Origin of the sequence: Sedimentibacter sp. MB31-C6 (genome assembly GCF_035934735.1) — a bacterium.
Classification (GTDB): Bacteria; Bacillota; Clostridia; order Tissierellales; family Sedimentibacteraceae; genus Sedimentibacter.
In genome coordinates, this window is the sequence record NZ_CP142396.1 from 2,712,017 (window position 1) to 2,729,796 (window position 17,780).

The 17,780-nt window shown below is 43.8% G+C and carries 1 protein-coding gene, 27 tRNA genes and 6 rRNA genes; all 34 read left to right on the forward strand.

Translation table 11 applies throughout. From position 1 onward, the window contains the following. Positions 1-12 precede the first annotated feature (12 nt). Positions 13-1,620, forward strand: coding sequence for a glycosyl hydrolase family 18 protein (locus tag U8307_RS12940; RefSeq protein WP_326908522.1), 1,608 nt, complete (start codon positions 13-15; stop codon positions 1,618-1,620). Positions 1,621-2,269: 649 nt separating this feature from the next. Next, positions 2,270-4,067, forward strand: a 16S ribosomal RNA gene (locus U8307_RS12945). Positions 4,068-4,298: 231 nt separating this feature from the next. Further along, positions 4,299-4,374 (forward strand) — tRNA-Ala (locus U8307_RS12950). Between the two features lie 342 nt (positions 4,375-4,716). Further along, a 23S ribosomal RNA gene (locus tag U8307_RS12955) occupies positions 4,717-7,834 on the forward strand. A 211-nt stretch (positions 7,835-8,045) separates the two neighbouring features. Next, a 5S ribosomal RNA gene (gene rrf, locus U8307_RS12960) occupies positions 8,046-8,162 on the forward strand. The 16S, 23S and 5S rRNA genes sit together here with 17 tRNA genes alongside, the layout of an rRNA operon. Before the next feature lie 38 nt (positions 8,163-8,200). Beyond that, a tRNA-Asn gene (locus U8307_RS12965) sits at positions 8,201-8,275 on the forward strand. 32 nt (positions 8,276-8,307) lie between these two features. Then, positions 8,308-8,395, forward strand: a tRNA-Leu gene (locus U8307_RS12970). Positions 8,396-8,400: 5 nt separating this feature from the next. Further along, positions 8,401-8,476, forward strand: a tRNA-Met gene (locus U8307_RS12975). Positions 8,477-8,505: 29 nt separating this feature from the next. Then, a tRNA-Met gene (locus U8307_RS12980) sits at positions 8,506-8,582 on the forward strand. Positions 8,583-8,946: 364 nt separating this feature from the next. Further along, positions 8,947-9,021, forward strand: a tRNA-Glu gene (locus U8307_RS12985). An 8-nt stretch (positions 9,022-9,029) separates the two neighbouring features. Then, a tRNA-Val gene (locus tag U8307_RS12990) sits at positions 9,030-9,105 on the forward strand. A 78-nt stretch (positions 9,106-9,183) separates the two neighbouring features. Further along, positions 9,184-9,260: transfer RNA gene (locus U8307_RS12995), tRNA-Asp, on the forward strand. 3 nt (positions 9,261-9,263) lie between these two features. Next, positions 9,264-9,339, forward strand: a tRNA-Thr gene (locus U8307_RS13000). Between the two features lie 4 nt (positions 9,340-9,343). After that, a tRNA-Arg gene (locus tag U8307_RS13005) sits at positions 9,344-9,420 on the forward strand. A gap of 13 nt (positions 9,421-9,433) precedes the next feature. After that, positions 9,434-9,509: transfer RNA gene (locus U8307_RS13010), tRNA-Lys, on the forward strand. 15 nt (positions 9,510-9,524) lie between these two features. Then, positions 9,525-9,600: transfer RNA gene (locus U8307_RS13015), tRNA-Lys, on the forward strand. 7 nt (positions 9,601-9,607) lie between these two features. Continuing rightward, positions 9,608-9,696, forward strand: a tRNA-Ser gene (locus U8307_RS13020). Positions 9,697-9,703: 7 nt separating this feature from the next. Next, positions 9,704-9,780, forward strand: a tRNA-Pro gene (locus U8307_RS13025). A gap of 11 nt (positions 9,781-9,791) precedes the next feature. Continuing rightward, a tRNA-Ile gene (locus U8307_RS13030) sits at positions 9,792-9,868 on the forward strand. Between the two features lie 18 nt (positions 9,869-9,886). Then, positions 9,887-9,960 (forward strand) — tRNA-Ile (locus U8307_RS13035). 6 nt (positions 9,961-9,966) lie between these two features. Beyond that, a tRNA-Phe gene (locus U8307_RS13040) sits at positions 9,967-10,042 on the forward strand. A 535-nt stretch (positions 10,043-10,577) separates the two neighbouring features. Next, a 16S ribosomal RNA gene (locus U8307_RS13045) occupies positions 10,578-12,374 on the forward strand. Positions 12,375-12,792: 418 nt separating this feature from the next. Beyond that, positions 12,793-15,910, forward strand: a 23S ribosomal RNA gene (locus U8307_RS13050). 211 nt (positions 15,911-16,121) lie between these two features. Beyond that, a 5S ribosomal RNA gene (rrf, locus tag U8307_RS13055) occupies positions 16,122-16,238 on the forward strand. Between the two features lie 122 nt (positions 16,239-16,360). Next, a tRNA-Asn gene (locus U8307_RS13060) sits at positions 16,361-16,435 on the forward strand. A 32-nt stretch (positions 16,436-16,467) separates the two neighbouring features. Then, a tRNA-Leu gene (locus U8307_RS13065) sits at positions 16,468-16,555 on the forward strand. A 5-nt stretch (positions 16,556-16,560) separates the two neighbouring features. Beyond that, a tRNA-Met gene (locus tag U8307_RS13070) sits at positions 16,561-16,636 on the forward strand. A 29-nt stretch (positions 16,637-16,665) separates the two neighbouring features. Continuing rightward, a tRNA-Met gene (locus U8307_RS13075) sits at positions 16,666-16,742 on the forward strand. A 364-nt stretch (positions 16,743-17,106) separates the two neighbouring features. Further along, positions 17,107-17,181 (forward strand) — tRNA-Glu (locus U8307_RS13080). A gap of 8 nt (positions 17,182-17,189) precedes the next feature. Next, positions 17,190-17,265, forward strand: a tRNA-Val gene (locus U8307_RS13085). A gap of 78 nt (positions 17,266-17,343) precedes the next feature. After that, positions 17,344-17,420: transfer RNA gene (locus U8307_RS13090), tRNA-Asp, on the forward strand. Positions 17,421-17,423: 3 nt separating this feature from the next. Continuing rightward, positions 17,424-17,499, forward strand: a tRNA-Thr gene (locus tag U8307_RS13095). A 3-nt stretch (positions 17,500-17,502) separates the two neighbouring features. Continuing rightward, positions 17,503-17,587: transfer RNA gene (locus U8307_RS13100), tRNA-Tyr, on the forward strand. A 117-nt stretch (positions 17,588-17,704) separates the two neighbouring features. Further along, positions 17,705-17,779 (forward strand) — tRNA-Gly (locus U8307_RS13105). The last annotated feature ends 1 nt before the right edge of the window (position 17,780 follow it).

Sequence of the window (17,780 nt, forward strand, 5' to 3'; positions counted from 1 at the left end):
TTTGGAGGCTATATGAAAAAACTCCTAAGTATAATGTTCATAATTTTATTAATTACAGTTAGTATAACAATTTTGTTTTATTCATTTCTAGAGAAACCAGTATTTAACAACTCAAATACATTAAAACTTTATTTTGATGGCGTTAAGGATGAAGAATATAAACATATATATACAAAGGATCAAATATACATATCAGCAGAATATCTTATGGATAATGCTTTATTAGATTATTATTGGGATATAGATTATAATAAAATTTCCATATTCAATAACTATAATTACGATAAAATAAATTATAATGAGAATAAAGCATTTTATAATAAGCAACCATATGAAATTGAAGATGTTTTATTAATAAAAGACAATGAATTATATTTTAATAGTTATTTTTTAAAGGAAAGATATATTGAAAGAATTTATATTGATACATTGAATTTGAAGATTATAATTGAAAAAGATATAAGAGAGTATAAAACGGTAAAAGATACAAAGATTAGAGATAATTCATCTGTGTTTTCAAAAAATCTTAAAAAAATAGATAAGGGAGAAAAAATCTTTATATATAATAATGAAAAAAGAGGTTGGCTGTTAGCAAGAACAAATGACAATATTATAGGGTTTGTTAAAGCTACCGACATTATACCCATGTCAAAGGTTCAATTTAATAATTATCCTAAAGCAAATGAAAAAAAGGATATAAAATTAGCATGGGATCTAATATCAAGACCTATATATGATTTTGAACCATTTTATATTCCAGATAGTATTAATATAATTGCACCAACTTGGTATGAGCTTTTTTATGAAGATGATTTATTTATCGATTTATCTAATACAGAATATATTCAGTATGTGAAAAATTCTGGCAAAGAAATATGGGCAGTTTTTAATAATGGATTTGATCCTAAATTAACTAATGAGATGCTTAATAATGGTTTAAAGCGTAGCAATATAGTTGATAAAATAATAGATATAACAGTTGATAATAATTTTGATGGAATAAATATAGACTTTGAAAATATTTATATAGAAGATAAAGATGTTTTCTCAGCATTTATAAAAGAATTGTATTGCAAAGCAAAAGCTAATAATATTATTATGTCTGTTGATGTTACCATCTTATCAAATTCTGAAAATTGGTCTTTATGTTTTGATAGAAACGTTATATCAGATTATGCTGATTATATAATACTTATGGCATATGACGAAAATGTATCTGGTAAAGCTGGTTCAGTATCATCACTACCATGGGTAGAATATGGAGTTTCTAATTTATTAGAATATGCATCATCAAAAAAAGTTGTACTAGGTGTACCTTTCTATACAAGACTTTGGGAGGAATACGAAGAAAAATCAGTGGAGAAAGTAAAATCAACTGCTTTAAAGATTGAATCAGCTGAAAAGGTAATTGATGAACTGGAAATTGAATTGAAGTATATAGAAGAATATGGACAAAACTATGGTGAAAAAGAAATTAACGGAATAACGTATAAGATATGGCATGAAGATAAAATGTCTTTAATAAAAAGACTTCATATCGCTAAAAACTATAATTTATCTGGAATTGCTGTTTGGACTTTAAATTATGGAACAGAAGAAATGTGGGAAGTGCTTAAGTAGGGGACGCATTGTATGCGTCCCGATATAAAAGCATTGTATAGGTTCTGCAGTATGTTAAGGTAATTCCTACAATGTAAAGCATTATTGTCATAGCGCAGGATTCACATAGAATATTTCAGAATAGATTCAAAAAATAAAAGTTTGATAAAGTTATAAAAGGGGATTGACAAAGATAATTAGTTGAGCTATAATACAAAAGCACTTTGCGAATTGAGTAAAAATATTGCAAAGAAAGAGTAAAAAAACTATTAAAGAAACTGTTGACAATTAGCGTTAGTTATGTTAGACTAACAAAGTTGTTTCAAGTGCTCTGAACACTGTAAGTAGTAAGGAGTCGAGAAAAAAATAAATAAAAAAGTGCTTGACAAACTTCGACAAGCATGATAAACTAGTAAAGCTTTCTTCAAAGAAAGCGACGAACATTGACAATAAAACAGCATAAGAAACCTATGAGTTTAAAGTAAATTTGAACAAAGTAAAAAGTAATGAAAGATAGATAATGCTATGCGTTATCTTGGGTATGACCTAACCCAATTTTTCACGACCGAAAGGGAGTAAGAAAATCGATGGTAGGTCAACCGCAATGAATTCCAAATTTATGCGACGCAAGGAGCAAATAAATTTGTGAATGAAACTGCGACAGGAGATATTAAACGAGAGTTTGATCCTGGCTCAGGACGAACGCTGGCGGCGTGCTTAACACATGCAAGTCGAACGAGATTTACATTTCCACCAAGCATTGAACGAAGAAGCCCAAGCACGAATGTGCTTCACGCTTTATTAAGCTTGCTAACACAAATAGCAAGAACATAGATTTATCAACTTGATAAAGTATGAATAAAGAGTGAAGAACTGAATGTGCTTCACGCTTTATTAAGCTTGCTAACACAGTAAAAAAGATATCCTACTACAAAAGTAGAAAAGAAACTAAGTGTTAGTGAAGCTAAAAGAGTGCTTCAAGCTTAAACAAGCTTGATAACACACTAAGATAAAATAAATTTAGTGTTTGGTGGAGATGTAAATCTAGTGGCGGACGGGTGAGTAACGCGTGAACAATCTACCCTGTACAAAGGAATAGCCTCGGGAAACCGGGATTAAAACCATATAACACTTTAGAATCGCATGATACAGAAGTCAAAATGAATAGTGGTATAGGATGAGTTCGCGTCTGATTAGCTAGTTGGTAAGGTAATGGCTTACCAAGGCGACGATCAGTAGCCGGCCTGAGAGGGTGAACGGCCACACTGGAACTGAGACACGGTCCAGACTCCTACGGGAGGCAGCAGTGGGGAATATTGCACAATGGGGGAAACCCTGATGCAGCGACGCCGCGTGAGTGAAGAAGGTTTTCGGATCGTAAAACTCTGTCCTTGGTGAAGAAAAAAATGACGGTAGCCAAGGAGGAAGCCCCGGCTAACTACGTGCCAGCAGCCGCGGTAATACGTAGGGGGCGAGCGTTGTCCGGATTTACTGGGCGTAAAGGGTGAGTAGGCGGTTATATATGTCAGGTGTAAAAGGCTATGGCTTAACTATAGTAAGCACTTGAAACTGTATGACTTGAGTGCAGGAGAGGTAAGTGGAATTCCTAGTGTAGCGGTGAAATGCGTAGATATTAGGAGGAACACCAGTGGCGAAGGCGACTTACTGGACTGTAACTGACGCTGAGTCACGAAAGCGTGGGTAGCAAACAGGATTAGATACCCTGGTAGTCCACGCTGTAAACGATGAGTGCTAGGTGTTGGGTAGCGATATTCAGTGCCGAAGTAAACACAATAAGCACTCCGCCTGGGGAGTACGGTCGCAAGACTAAAACTCAAAGGAATTGACGGGGACCCGCACAAGCAGCGGAGCATGTGGTTTAATTCGAAGCAACGCGAAGAACCTTACCAAGGCTTGACATCCCCTTGACCGGCACAGAGATGTGCCCTCTCCTTCGGGAGCAAGGGTGACAGGTGGTGCATGGTTGTCGTCAGCTCGTGTCGTGAGATGTTGGGTTAAGTCCCGCAACGAGCGCAACCCTTATCCTTAGTTGCCATCATTTAAGGTGGGCACTCTAAGGAGACTGCCGATGATAAATCGGAGGAAGGTGGGGATGACGTCAAATCATCATGCCCCTTATGTCTTGGGCTACACACGTGCTACAATGGTCGGAACAAAGGGAAGCGAAGGAGTAATCTGGAGCAAATCCTCATAAACCGATCCCAGTTCGGATTGTAGGCTGCAACTCGCCTACATGAAGTTGGAGTTGCTAGTAATCGCGAATCAGAACGTCGCGGTGAATGCGTTCCCGGGTCTTGTACACACCGCCCGTCACACCATGGAAGTTGGTAATACCCGAAGTCGCTGAGCTAACTGTAAAGAGGCAGGCGCCGAAGGTAGGATCAATGACTGGGGTGAAGTCGTAACAAGGTAGCCGTATCGGAAGGTGCGGCTGGATCACCTCCTTTCTAAGGAGAACTAAAGGACTTATGCTGTTTTATTGCTTGCCCTAACCCGATGAATTCGAGCGAAAGCGAAGAACGAATCGAAGGTAGGTCAGCCGCAACGAGTACCAAATTTTCACGAACGAAAGTGAGTGAACAAATTTGTGTTACGAGACTGCGCTTGCTCTATAACTTATGGCAAGACTGTTTGAGCTAACAGTATAAACAGGCTTTTTTTAAACTAAATAATAAAGTGGGGGTATAGCTCAGTTGGGAGAGCACCTGCCTTGCAAGCAGGGGGTCAGGAGTTCGAATCTCCTTATCTCCACCAAAAATGCAACTCTGTTGCATTGAGCAATGATATTGAACCTTGAAAATTGCATAGGAAAATAAAAGAGAAGATGTCCTAACCCAATTTTTTCGACCGACAGGGAGAAAAAAATTGATGGTAGGCCATTCGCAACGAATTCCCAAATTTTGCGACGTAAGGAGCAGAAAATTTGGTGAATGAGACTGCGCGACATTAATTGATAAAAAGTAAGAATACCGTCGCAAGTATTCTGAAAAATAAAATTAACAATAAACCGAGAGAAACAAACAAATGTAGGGGACGCATTGTATGCGTACCGTATAATATATAATATATTATGAAGAAATAATATATGACTAGAATGGTCAAGATATAAAGGGCGTAAGGCGGATGCCTTGGCACTAGGAGCCGAAGAAGGACGTGGCAAACTACGAAATGCTGCGAGGAGACGTAAGCAGTCAACGATACGCAGATATCCGAATGAGGAAACTCACATAAGGTAAACCTTATGTATCATACAGTAAATACATAGCTGTATGAGGGGAACGAGGGGAACTGAAACATCTAAGTACCCTTAGGAAGAGAAAATAAATAATGATTCCGTAAGTAGCGGCGAGCGAACGCGGAAGAGCCCAAACCATACAGTAATGTATGGGGTTGCGGACATATCAAAGAGACGGATAACGGTAGCTGAAAATAGCTGGAAAGCTAACCCAAAGAAAGTGATAGGCTTGTAAGCGAAACTGTTAGAAGCAAGGATATGATCCAGAGTACCACGGGACACGAGAAATCCTGTGGGAAGCAGGGAGGACCACCTCCCAAGGCTAAATACTACCTAGTGACCGATAGAGAATAGTACCGTGAGGGAAAGGTGAAAAGAACCCCGGGAGGGGAGTGAAAAAGAACCTGAAACCTTATGCCTATAAGCAGTGGAAGCACAAAAGTGTGACCGCGTACTTTTTGTAGAACGGGCCAACGAGTTACAATGTGCAGCAAGGTTAATAACTGAGAGGTTAGGAGCCGAAGGGAAACCGAGTCTGAAAAGGGCGAGAGTTGTATGTTGTAGACCCGAAACCGGGTGACCTATCCATGTGCAGGTTGAAGCTAGAGTAAAATCTGGTGGAGGACCGAACCCATTAGCGTTTAAAAGCTACGGGATGACGTGTGGATAGCGGTGAAATTCCAATCGAACCCGGAGATAGCTGGTTCTCCTCGAAATAGCTTTAGGGCTAGCCTCAAGAAATAGTATCGTGGGGGTAGAGCACTGAATGGTCTAGGGGCGTTATACGTTACCAAAACCTATCAAACTCCGAATACCATAGATACAAGCTTGGGAGTCAGACTACGTGAGATAAGTTTCGTAGTCGAAAGGGAAAGAGCCCAGATCACCAACTAAGGTCCCAAAATATAGATTAAGTGGAAAAGGATGTAATACTACACAGACAACCAGGATGTTGGCTTAGAAGCAGCCATTCATTAAAAGAGTGCGTAATAGCTCACTGGTCAAGTGGTGTTGCGCCGAAAATGTCCGGGGCTAAAATCTATTACCGAAGTTGTGGGATGTCGTAAATCTCTTCATGAGTTCAATGAAACAAAGAATCAGGACAATTAAGTTCGAAATCTAACCTTTATAAATATTAATAAAAAGGAAAAGAGAGATTTCGAATAAAAACTACCGGAGATAAAATTAAAATCGAGAGATTTCGAAAAACATACACCGGGGCTAAAATAAACTTGATATTGAGAACATGGAGAGATTTATGACATCGGTAGAGGAGCATTCTATACGGGTTGAAGTTCCATCGAAAGAGGATATGGACTGTATAGAAGAGAGAATGTTGGCATGAGTAGCGAAAGGTGAGTGAGAATCTCACCCATCGAAAGCCTAAGGATTCCTGAGGAAGGCTCGTCCACTCAGGGTAAGTCGGGACCTAAGCCGAGGCCAAAAGGCGTAGGCGATGGACAACTGGTTGAAATTCCAGTACCACCCAAATGCGTTTGAGAAATGGGGTGACACAGAAGGATAAGCTAGCGCACAGATGGAAAAGTGCGTCTAAGTAAGTAGGAAGATATTGTAGGCAAATCCGCAGTATCAATTCTGAGATACGAATGGGAGCGAAAATAAGTAGTGAAGTAGCTGAGTCCACACTGTCAAGAAAAGCCTCTATCGAGTATAAGGGTGCCCGTACCGTAAACCGACACAGGTAGGCAAGGAGAGAATCCAAAGATGAGCGGAAGAACTATTGTTAAGGAACTAGGCAAAATGACCCCGTAACTTCGGGAGAAGGGGTGCCCTTCAGTGTGAAGTTTGAACAAACAGAGCACAGAAGGGCCACAGAAACCAGGCCCAAGCGACTGTTTACCAAAAACACAGGTCTCTGCTAAATCGAAAGATGAAGTATAGGGGCTGACACCTGCCCGGTGCTGGAAGGTTAAGGGGAGAAGTTATCTTCGGAGAAGCTTTGAACTTAAGCCCCAGTAAACGGCGGCCGTAACTATAACGGTCCTAAGGTAGCGAAATTCCTTGTCGGGTAAGTTCCGACCCGCACGAAAGGTGTAACGATTTGGGCACTGTCTCAACAATAGATCCGGTGAAATTGTAGTACTCGTGAAGATGCGAGTTACCCGCGACAGGACGGAAAGACCCCATGGAGCTTTACTGCAGGCTGACATTGGAATTCGGTAGCAATTGTACAGGATAGGTGGGAGACTAGGAAACGAGCACGCCAGTGTTCGTGGAGTCAACGTTGGGATACCACTCTATTGTTACTGAATTTCTAACATGATACCGTGAGCCGGTATATGGACACTGTCAGTTGGGCAGTTTGACTGGGGCGGTCGCCTCCGAAAGAGTAACGGAGGCGCTCAAAGGTTCCCTCAGCACGGTCGGAAATCGTGCGAAGAGTGTAAAGGCAGAAGGGAGCTTGACTGCGAGATAGACATATCGAGCAGGAACGAAAGTTGGACTTAGTGATCCGGTGGCACCGAGTGGAAAGGCCATCGCTTAACGGATAAAAGCTACCCTGGGGATAACAGGCTTATCTCCCCCAAGAGTCCACATCGACGGGGAGGTTTGGCACCTCGATGTCGGCTCGTCTCATCCTGGGGCTGAAGCAGGTCCCAAGGGTTGGGCTGTTCGCCCATTAAAGAGGCACGCGAGCTGGGTTCAGAACGTCGTGAGACAGTTCGGTCCCTATCCGTCGTGGGCGTAAGAAATTTGAAGGGAGCTGTTCCTAGTACGAGAGGACCGGAATGGACAGACCGCTGGTGTATCAGTTGTTCCGCCAGGAGCATGGCTGAGTAGCTAAGTCTGGAAAAGATAAGCGCTGAAGGCATCTAAGCGCGAAACAGACCCTAAGATAAGATTTCTCATTACGCAAGTAAGTAAGACCCCTGATAGACTAACAGGTAGATAGGTTACAGGTGAAAGTGCAGCAATGTATTAAGCTGAGTAATACTAATAGGTCGAGGTCTTGACCTTAATATAAATAATGTCGAATCATGTTTTCCTATGTAATTTTGTATGCCCTAACCCCATTTTTCAGATGGTTTTTCTGTAAAAATGGTTGGTAGGTCAACCGCAACGAATTCCCAATTTATGCGACGTAAGGAGCAGAGAAATTGGTGAATGAGACTGCGCTTGTTGTTAGGGCATGGCTTATTAAAAAGTCGGTTCAAAACCTATAAATGAATCTGGTGACAATAGCGAAGAGGACACACCCGTTCCCATCTCGAACACGGAAGTTAAGCTCTTCAGCGCTGATGATACTTGGTGGGTAACTGCCTGGGAAAGTAGGACGTCGCCAGGTTCATTCATAGAAAAATTGGTGAATGAGACAGCGCTTGTTCCGAGGTAGCTCAATGGTGGAGCAACCGGCTGTTAACCGGTAGGTCGTGGGTTCGAGCCCCACCCTCGGAGCCATAAACAAGATGTAAATAATATTTCTAAATTATGCCGAAGTGGCGGAATTGGCAGACGCACAGGACTTAAAATCCTGCGATCCACAAAATCGTACCGGTTCGAGTCCGGTCTTCGGCACCATTTATCGCGGGATAGAGCAGTTGGTAGCTCGTCGGGCTCATAACCCGGAGGCCGTTGGTTCAAGTCCAGCTCCCGCTACCAAATATGCGGTTTACACTGCAAAAAAACATGGCGGCGTAGCTCAGTTGGCTAGAGCATGCGGTTCATACCCGCAGTGTCAGCGGTTCAAATCCGTTCGCCGCTACCAAGATGCCCTAACCCAATTTATTCGACCGTAAGGGAGAAAGAAATTGTTGGTAGGTCATTCGCACCGAATTCCCAATTTCTGCGACATAAGGAGCAAAGAAAATGGTGAATGAGACTGCAAGATGCCCTAACCCAATTTATTCGACCGCAAGGGAGAAAGAAATTGTTGGTAGGTCATTCGCAACGAATTCCCAATTTCTGCGACGTAAGGAGCAAAGAAAATGGTGAATGAGACTGCAAGATGCCCTAACCCAATTTATTCGACCGTAAGGGAGAAAGAAATTGTTGGTAGGTCATTCGCAACGAATTCCCAATTTCTGCGACGTAAGGAGCAAAGAAAATGGTGAATGAGACTGCGAGATTAAGGCCCTATGGTCAAGCGGTTAAGACATCGCCCTTTCACGGCGGTAACCCGGGTTCGAATCCCGGTAGGGTCACCATTATATGTGGGAGCATAGCTCAGTTGGGAGAGCATCTGCCTTACAAGCAGGGGGTCATAGGTTCGAGCCCTATTGTTCCCACCATATAGAAGAAAGGGTACCACCTCTAATATAAAGATAGTCTTTGTAGCCTGAGGAATGTCCCCAATCTAAAATAATTGCGGCCTGGTAGTTCAGTTGGTTAGAATGCCAGCCTGTCACGCTGGAGGTCGAGGGTTCGAGCCCCTTCCAGGTCGCCACATGCTGGTGTAGCTCAATTGGTAGAGCAACTGACTTGTAATCAGTAGGTTAGGGGTTCAAGTCCTCCCACCAGCTCCAAGATGCACTCATAGCTCAGTCGGATAGAGCAACGGACTTCTAATCCGTGTGCCGGGGGTTCGAATCCTCCTGGGTGCACCATAATTATTGCAACGACTCATTAGCTCAGCTGGTAGAGCACCTGACTCTTAATCAGGGTGTCCAGGGTTCGAGTCCCTGATGGGTCACCAGAAGAGAGTGTATATGATCCATTAGCTCAGCAGGCAGAGCACTTGACTTTTAATCAAGGTGTCCGGCGTTCGAATCGCCGATGGATCACCAATATAATGGAGAGGTATCGAAGTGGTCATAACGAGGCGGTCTTGAAAACCGTTTGGGTGTAAGCCCGCGTGGGTTCGAATCCCACCCTCTCCGCCATATTTAGCGGGGCGTAGCGCAGTTTGGTAGCGCATCTGGTTTGGGACCAGAGGGCCGCGGGTTCAAATCCTGCCGCCCCGACCATATTTTAATAGGGGCTTATAGCTCAGGTGGTTAGAGCGCACGCCTGATAAGCGTGAGGTCGATGGTTCGAGTCCATCTAAGCCCACCACTAGAAATTAATTTTCTAGGGCCTTTAGCTCAGTTGGTTAGAGCGCCCGGCTCATAACCGGTAGGTCCAAGGTTCGAATCCTTGAAGGCCCACTGCATGCCCAGATAGCTCAGTCGGTAGAGCAGAAGACTGAAAATCTTCGTGTCCGTGGTTCGATTCCGCGTTTGGGCACCATTTTTTTTAATATAATACATATTAAGAGAGATTAAGTGTATAATATGTATTATGGAATTAATAAAATGACATTAAAAAGTTATTGACAATTGCAAATGATTGTGATAGACTATCTAAGCTATTCAAAATTGTGTAGAAATACCACATAAAAAATAGTTAAAAAATGTAGTTGACAATATCGTAATTTTGTGATAATATGTTCAAGCTGTCTCAAAAATATTGACAGTAAAATAAATAAAAAAAGTGCTTGACAATGAACAGTGAGCATGATAAACTAGTAAAGCTTTCCTCAAAGAAAGCGACGAACATTGACAATAAAACAGCATAAGAAACCTATGAGTTTAAAGTAAATTTGAACAAAGTAAAAAGTAATGAAAGATAGATAATGCTATGCGTTATCTTGAGTATGACCTAACCCAATTTTTCACGACCGAAAGGGAGTAAGAAAATTGATAGTAGGTCAACCGCAATGAATTCCAAATTTATGCGACGCAAGGAGCAAATAAATTTGTGAATGAAACTGCGACAGGAGATATTAAACGAGAGTTTGATCCTGGCTCAGGACGAACGCTGGCGGCGTGCTTAACACATGCAAGTCGAACGAGATTTACATTTCCACCAAGCATTGAACGAAGAAGCCCAAGCACGAATGTGCTTCACGCTTTATTAAGCTTGCTAACACAAATAGCAAGAACAAAGATTTATCAACTTGATAAAGTATGAATAAAGAGTGAAGAACTGAATGTGCTTCACGCTTTATTAAGCTTGCTAACACAGTAAAAAAGATATCCTACTACAAAAGTAGAAAAGAAACTAAGTGTTAGTGAAGCTAAAAGAGTGCTTCACGCTTAAACAAGCTTGATAACACACCAAGATAAAATAAATTTAGTGTTTGGTGGAGATGTAAATCTAGTGGCGGACGGGTGAGTAACGCGTGAACAATCTACCCTGTACAAAGGAATAGCCTCGGGAAACCGGGATTAAAACCATATAACACTTTAGAATCGCATGATTCAGAAGTCAAAACGTTAGTGGTATAGGATGAGTTCGCGTCTGATTAGCTAGTTGGTAAGGTAACGGCTTACCAAGGCGACGATCAGTAGCCGGCCTGAGAGGGTGAACGGCCACACTGGAACTGAGACACGGTCCAGACTCCTACGGGAGGCAGCAGTGGGGAATATTGCACAATGGGGGAAACCCTGATGCAGCGACGCCGCGTGAGTGAAGAAGGTTTTCGGATCGTAAAACTCTGTCCTTGGTGAAGAAAAAAATGACGGTAGCCAAGGAGGAAGCCCCGGCTAACTACGTGCCAGCAGCCGCGGTAATACGTAGGGGGCGAGCGTTGTCCGGATTTACTGGGCGTAAAGGGTGAGTAGGCGGTTATATATGTCAGGTGTAAAAGGCTATGGCTTAACTATAGTAAGCACTTGAAACTGTATGACTTGAGTGCAGGAGAGGTAAGTGGAATTCCTAGTGTAGCGGTGAAATGCGTAGATATTAGGAGGAACACCAGTGGCGAAGGCGACTTACTGGACTGTAACTGACGCTGAGTCACGAAAGCGTGGGTAGCAAACAGGATTAGATACCCTGGTAGTCCACGCTGTAAACGATGAGTGCTAGGTGTTGGGTAGCGATATTCAGTGCCGAAGTAAACACAATAAGCACTCCGCCTGGGGAGTACGGTCGCAAGACTAAAACTCAAAGGAATTGACGGGGACCCGCACAAGCAGCGGAGCATGTGGTTTAATTCGAAGCAACGCGAAGAACCTTACCAAGGCTTGACATCCCCTTGACCGGCACAGAGATGTGCCCTCTCCTTCGGGAGCAAGGGTGACAGGTGGTGCATGGTTGTCGTCAGCTCGTGTCGTGAGATGTTGGGTTAAGTCCCGCAACGAGCGCAACCCTTATCCTTAGTTGCCATCATTTAAGGTGGGCACTCTAAGGAGACTGCCGATGATAAATCGGAGGAAGGTGGGGATGACGTCAAATCATCATGCCCCTTATGTCTTGGGCTACACACGTGCTACAATGGTCGGAACAAAGGGAAGCGAAGGAGTGATCTGGAGCAAATCCTCATAAACCGATCCCAGTTCGGATTGTAGGCTGCAACTCGCCTACATGAAGTTGGAGTTGCTAGTAATCGCGAATCAGAACGTCGCGGTGAATGCGTTCCCGGGTCTTGTACACACCGCCCGTCACACCATGGAAGTTGGTAATACCCGAAGTCGCTGAGCTAACTGTAAAGAGGCAGGCGCCGAAGGTAGGATCAATGACTGGGGTGAAGTCGTAACAAGGTAGCCGTATCGGAAGGTGCGGCTGGATCACCTCCTTTCTAAGGAGAACTAAAGGACTTATGCTGTTTTATTGCCGTTCAAACAATAGTTTGAACGGTGTAAACCCTAATGTAGGGTATGCATTGCATGCATACCGAGACCTACAAAGGTTGACATAAAGGGATGAACCTTGAAAATTGCATAGGAAAATAAAAGAGAAGATGTCCTAACCCAATTTTTTCGACCGACAGGGAGAAAAAAATTGATGGTAGGCCATTCGCAACGAATTCCCAAATTTTGCGACGTAAGGAGCAGAAAATTTGGTGAATGAGACTGCGCGACATTAATTGATAAAAAGTAAGAATACCGTCGCAAGTATTCTGAAAAATAAAATTAACAATAAAAATGTAGGGGACGCATTGTATGTGTACCGTATAATATATAATATATTATGAAGAAATAATATATGACTAGAATGGTCAAGATATAAAGGGCGTAAGGCGGATGCCTTGGCACTAGGAGCCGAAGAAGGACGTGGCAAACTACGAAATGCTGCGAGGAGACGTAAGCAGTCAACGATACGCAGATATCCGAATGAGGAAACTCACATAAGGTAAACCTTATGTATCATACAGTAAATACATAGCTGTATGAGGGGAACGAGGGGAACTGAAACATCTAAGTACCCTTAGGAAGAGAAAATAAATAATGATTCCGTAAGTAGCGGCGAGCGAACGCGGAAGAGCCCAAACCATACAGTAATGTATGGGGTTGCGGACATATCAAAGAGACGGATAACGGTAGCTGAAAATAGCTGGAAAGCTAACCCAAAGAAAGTGATAGGCTTGTAAGCGAAACTGTTAGAAGCAAGGATATGATCCAGAGTACCACGGGACACGAGAAATCCTGTGGGAAGCAGGGAGGACCACCTCCCAAGGCTAAATACTACCTAGTGACCGATAGAGAATAGTACCGTGAGGGAAAGGTGAAAAGAACCCCGGGAGGGGAGTGAAAAAGAACCTGAAACCTTATGCCTATAAGCAGTGGAAGCACAAAAGTGTGACCGCGTACTTTTTGTAGAACGGGCCAACGAGTTACAATGTGCAGCAAGGTTAATAACTGAGAGGTTAGGAGCCGAAGGGAAACCGAGTCTGAAAAGGGCGAGAGTTGTATGTTGTAGACCCGAAACCGGGTGACCTATCCATGTGCAGGTTGAAGCTAGAGTAAAATCTGGTGGAGGACCGAACCCATTAGCGTTTAAAAGCTACGGGATGACGTGTGGATAGCGGTGAAATTCCAATCGAACCCGGAGATAGCTGGTTCTCCTCGAAATAGCTTTAGGGCTAGCCTCAAGAAATAGTATCGTGGGGGTAGAGCACTGAATGGTCTAGGGGCGTTATACGTTACCAAAACCTATCAAACTCCGAATACCATAGATACAAGCTTGGGAGTCAGACTACGTGAGATAAGTTTCGTAGTCGAAAGGGAAAGAGCCCAGATCACCAACTAAGGTCCCAAAATATAGATTAAGTGGAAAAGGATGTAATACTACACAGACAACCAGGATGTTGGCTTAGAAGCAGCCATTCATTAAAAGAGTGCGTAATAGCTCACTGGTCAAGTGGTGTTGCGCCGAAAATGTCCGGGGCTAAAATCTATTACCGAAGTTGTGGGATGTCGTAAATCTCTTCATGAGTTCAATGAAACAAAGAATCAGGACAATTAAGTTCGAAATCTAACCTTTATAAATATTAATAAAAAGGAAAAGAGAGATTTCGAATAAAAACTACCGGAGATAAAATTAAAATCGAGAGATTTCGAAAAACATACACCGGGGCTAAAATAAACTTGATATTGAGAACATGGAGAGATTTATGACATCGGTAGAGGAGCATTCTATACGGGTTGAAGTTCCATCGAAAGAGGATATGGACTGTATAGAAGAGAGAATGTTGGCATGAGTAGCGAAAGGTGAGTGAGAATCTCACCCATCGAAAGCCTAAGGATTCCTGAGGAAGGCTCGTCCACTCAGGGTAAGTCGGGACCTAAGCCGAGGCCAAAAGGCGTAGGCGATGGACAACTGGTTGAAATTCCAGTACCACCCAAATGCGTTTGAGAAATGGGGTGACACAGAAGGATAAGCTAGCGCACAGATGGAAAAGTGCGTCTAAGTAAGTAGGAAGATATTGTAGGCAAATCCGCAGTATCAATTCTGAGATACGAATGGGAGCGAAAATAAGTAGTGAAGTAGCTGAGTCCACACTGTCAAGAAAAGCCTCTATCGAGTATAAGGGTGCCCGTACCGTAAACCGACACAGGTAGGCAAGGAGAGAATCCAAAGATGAGCGGAAGAACTATTGTTAAGGAACTAGGCAAAATGACCCCGTAACTTCGGGAGAAGGGGTGCCCTTCAGTGTGAAGTTTGAACAAACAGAGCACAGAAGGGCCACAGAAACCAGGCCCAAGCGACTGTTTACCAAAAACACAGGTCTCTGCTAAATCGAAAGATGAAGTATAGGGGCTGACACCTGCCCGGTGCTGGAAGGTTAAGGGGAGAAGTTATCTTCGGAGAAGCTTTGAACTTAAGCCCCAGTAAACGGCGGCCGTAACTATAACGGTCCTAAGGTAGCGAAATTCCTTGTCGGGTAAGTTCCGACCCGCACGAAAGGTGTAACGATTTGGGCACTGTCTCAACAATAGATCCGGTGAAATTGTAGTACTCGTGAAGATGCGAGTTACCCGCGACAGGACGGAAAGACCCCATGGAGCTTTACTGCAGGCTGACATTGGAATTCGGTAGCAATTGTACAGGATAGGTGGGAGACTAGGAAACGAGCACGCCAGTGTTCGTGGAGTCAACGTTGGGATACCACTCTATTGTTACTGAATTTCTAACATGATACCGTGAGCCGGTATATGGACACTGTCAGTTGGGCAGTTTGACTGGGGCGGTCGCCTCCGAAAGAGTAACGGAGGCGCTCAAAGGTTCCCTCAGCACGGTCGGAAATCGTGCGAAGAGTGTAAAGGCAGAAGGGAGCTTGACTGCGAGATAGACATATCGAGCAGGAACGAAAGTTGGACTTAGTGATCCGGTGGCACCGAGTGGAAAGGCCATCGCTTAACGGATAAAAGCTACCCTGGGGATAACAGGCTTATCTCCCCCAAGAGTCCACATCGACGGGGAGGTTTGGCACCTCGATGTCGGCTCGTCTCATCCTGGGGCTGAAGCAGGTCCCAAGGGTTGGGCTGTTCGCCCATTAAAGAGGCACGCGAGCTGGGTTCAGAACGTCGTGAGACAGTTCGGTCCCTATCCGTCGTGGGCGTAAGAAATTTGAAGGGAGCTGTTCCTAGTACGAGAGGACCGGAATGGACAGACCGCTGGTGTATCAGTTGTTCCGCCAGGAGCATGGCTGAGTAGCTAAGTCTGGAAAAGATAAGCGCTGAAGGCATCTAAGCGCGAAACAGACCCTAAGATAAGATTTCTCATTACGCAAGTAAGTAAGACCCCTGATAGACTAACAGGTAGATAGGTTACAGGTGAAAGTGCAGCAATGTATTAAGCTGAGTAATACTAATAGGTCGAGGTCTTGACCTTAATATAAATAATGTCGAATCATGTTTTCCTATGTAATTTTGTATGCCCTAACCCCATTTTTCAGATGGTTTTTCTGTAAAAATGGTTGGTAGGTCAACCGCAACGAATTCCCAATTTATGCGACGTAAGGAGCAGAGAAATTGCTGAATGAGACTGCGCTTGTTGTTAGGGCATGGCTTATTAAAAAGTCGGTTCAAAACCTATAAACGAATCTGGTGACAATAGCGAAGAGGACACACCCGTTCCCATCTCGAACACGGAAGTTAAGCTCTTCAGCGCTGATGATACTTGGTGGGTAACTGCCTGGGAAAGTAGGACGTCGCCAGGTATAACCTAACCCAATTTATTCGACCGCAAGGGAGAAAGAAATTGTTGGTAGGTTAACCGCAACGAATTCCCAATTTATGCGACGTAAGGAGCAGAGAAATTGGTGAATGAGACAGCGCTTGTTCCGAGGTAGCTCAATGGTGGAGCAACCGGCTGTTAACCGGTAGGTCGTGGGTTCGAGCCCCACCCTCGGAGCCATAAACAAGATGTAAATAATATTTCTAAATTATGCCGAAGTGGCGGAATTGGCAGACGCACAGGACTTAAAATCCTGCGATCCACAAAATCGTACCGGTTCGAGTCCGGTCTTCGGCACCATTTATCGCGGGATAGAGCAGTTGGTAGCTCGTCGGGCTCATAACCCGGAGGCCGTTGGTTCAAGTCCAGCTCCCGCTACCAAATATGCGGTTTACACTGCAAAAAAACATGGCGGCGTAGCTCAGTTGGCTAGAGCATGCGGTTCATACCCGCAGTGTCAGCGGTTCAAATCCGTTCGCCGCTACCAAGATGCCCTAACCCAATTTATTCGACCGCAAGGGAGAAAGAAATTGTTGGTAGGTCATTCGCAACGAATTCCCAATTTCTGCGACGTAAGGAGCAAAGAAAATGGTGAATGAGACTGCAAGATGCCCTAACCCAATTTATTCGACCGCAAGGGAGAAAGAAATTGTTGGTAGGTCATTCGCAACGAATTCCCAATTTCTGCGACGTAAGGAGCAAAGAAAATGGTGAATGAGACTGCAAGATGCCCTAACCCAATTTATTCGACCGTAAGGGAGAAAGAAATTGTTGGTAGGTCATTCGCACCGAATTCCCAATTTCTGCGACATAAGGAGCAAAGAAAATGGTGAATGAGACTGCGAGATTAAGGCCCTATGGTCAAGCGGTTAAGACATCGCCCTTTCACGGCGGTAACCCGGGTTCGAATCCCGGTAGGGTCACCATTATATGTGGGAGCATAGCTCAGTTGGGAGAGCATCTGCCTTACAAGCAGGGGGTCATAGGTTCGAGCCCTATTGTTCCCACCATATAGAAGAAAGGGTACCACCTCTAATATAAAGATAGTCTTTGTAGCCTGAGGAATGTCCCCAATCTAAAATAATTGCGGCCTGGTAGTTCAGTTGGTTAGAATGCCAGCCTGTCACGCTGGAGGTCGAGGGTTCGAGCCCCTTCCAGGTCGCCACATGCTGGTGTAGCTCAATTGGTAGAGCAACTGACTTGTAATCAGTAGGTTAGGGGTTCAAGTCCTCCCACCAGCTCCATATGGAAGAGTTCCCGAGAGGCTAAAGGGGACGGACTGTAAATCCGTTGGCACTGCCTTCATTGGTTCGAATCCAATCTCTTCCACCAAATATGACTAGCCCAATTTCTTCTACCGTAAGGAAGAAGAAATTGATGGTGAGTCAATAAAGTCAAATTTGCACAAGTTGAATGAAATTAACAAATTTCATACATGAAACTGTATATGCGGAAATGGCTCAGTGGTAGAGCATCGCCTTGCCAAGGCGAGGGTCGCGAGTTCGAATCTCGTTTTCCGCTCCAT

Bases quoted from the DNA above. Each gene is read 5' to 3' on its own strand.
- U8307_RS12940 (WP_326908522.1), top strand. From the start codon at position 13: ATGAAAAAACTCCTAAGTATAATGTTCATAATTTTATTAATTACAGTT.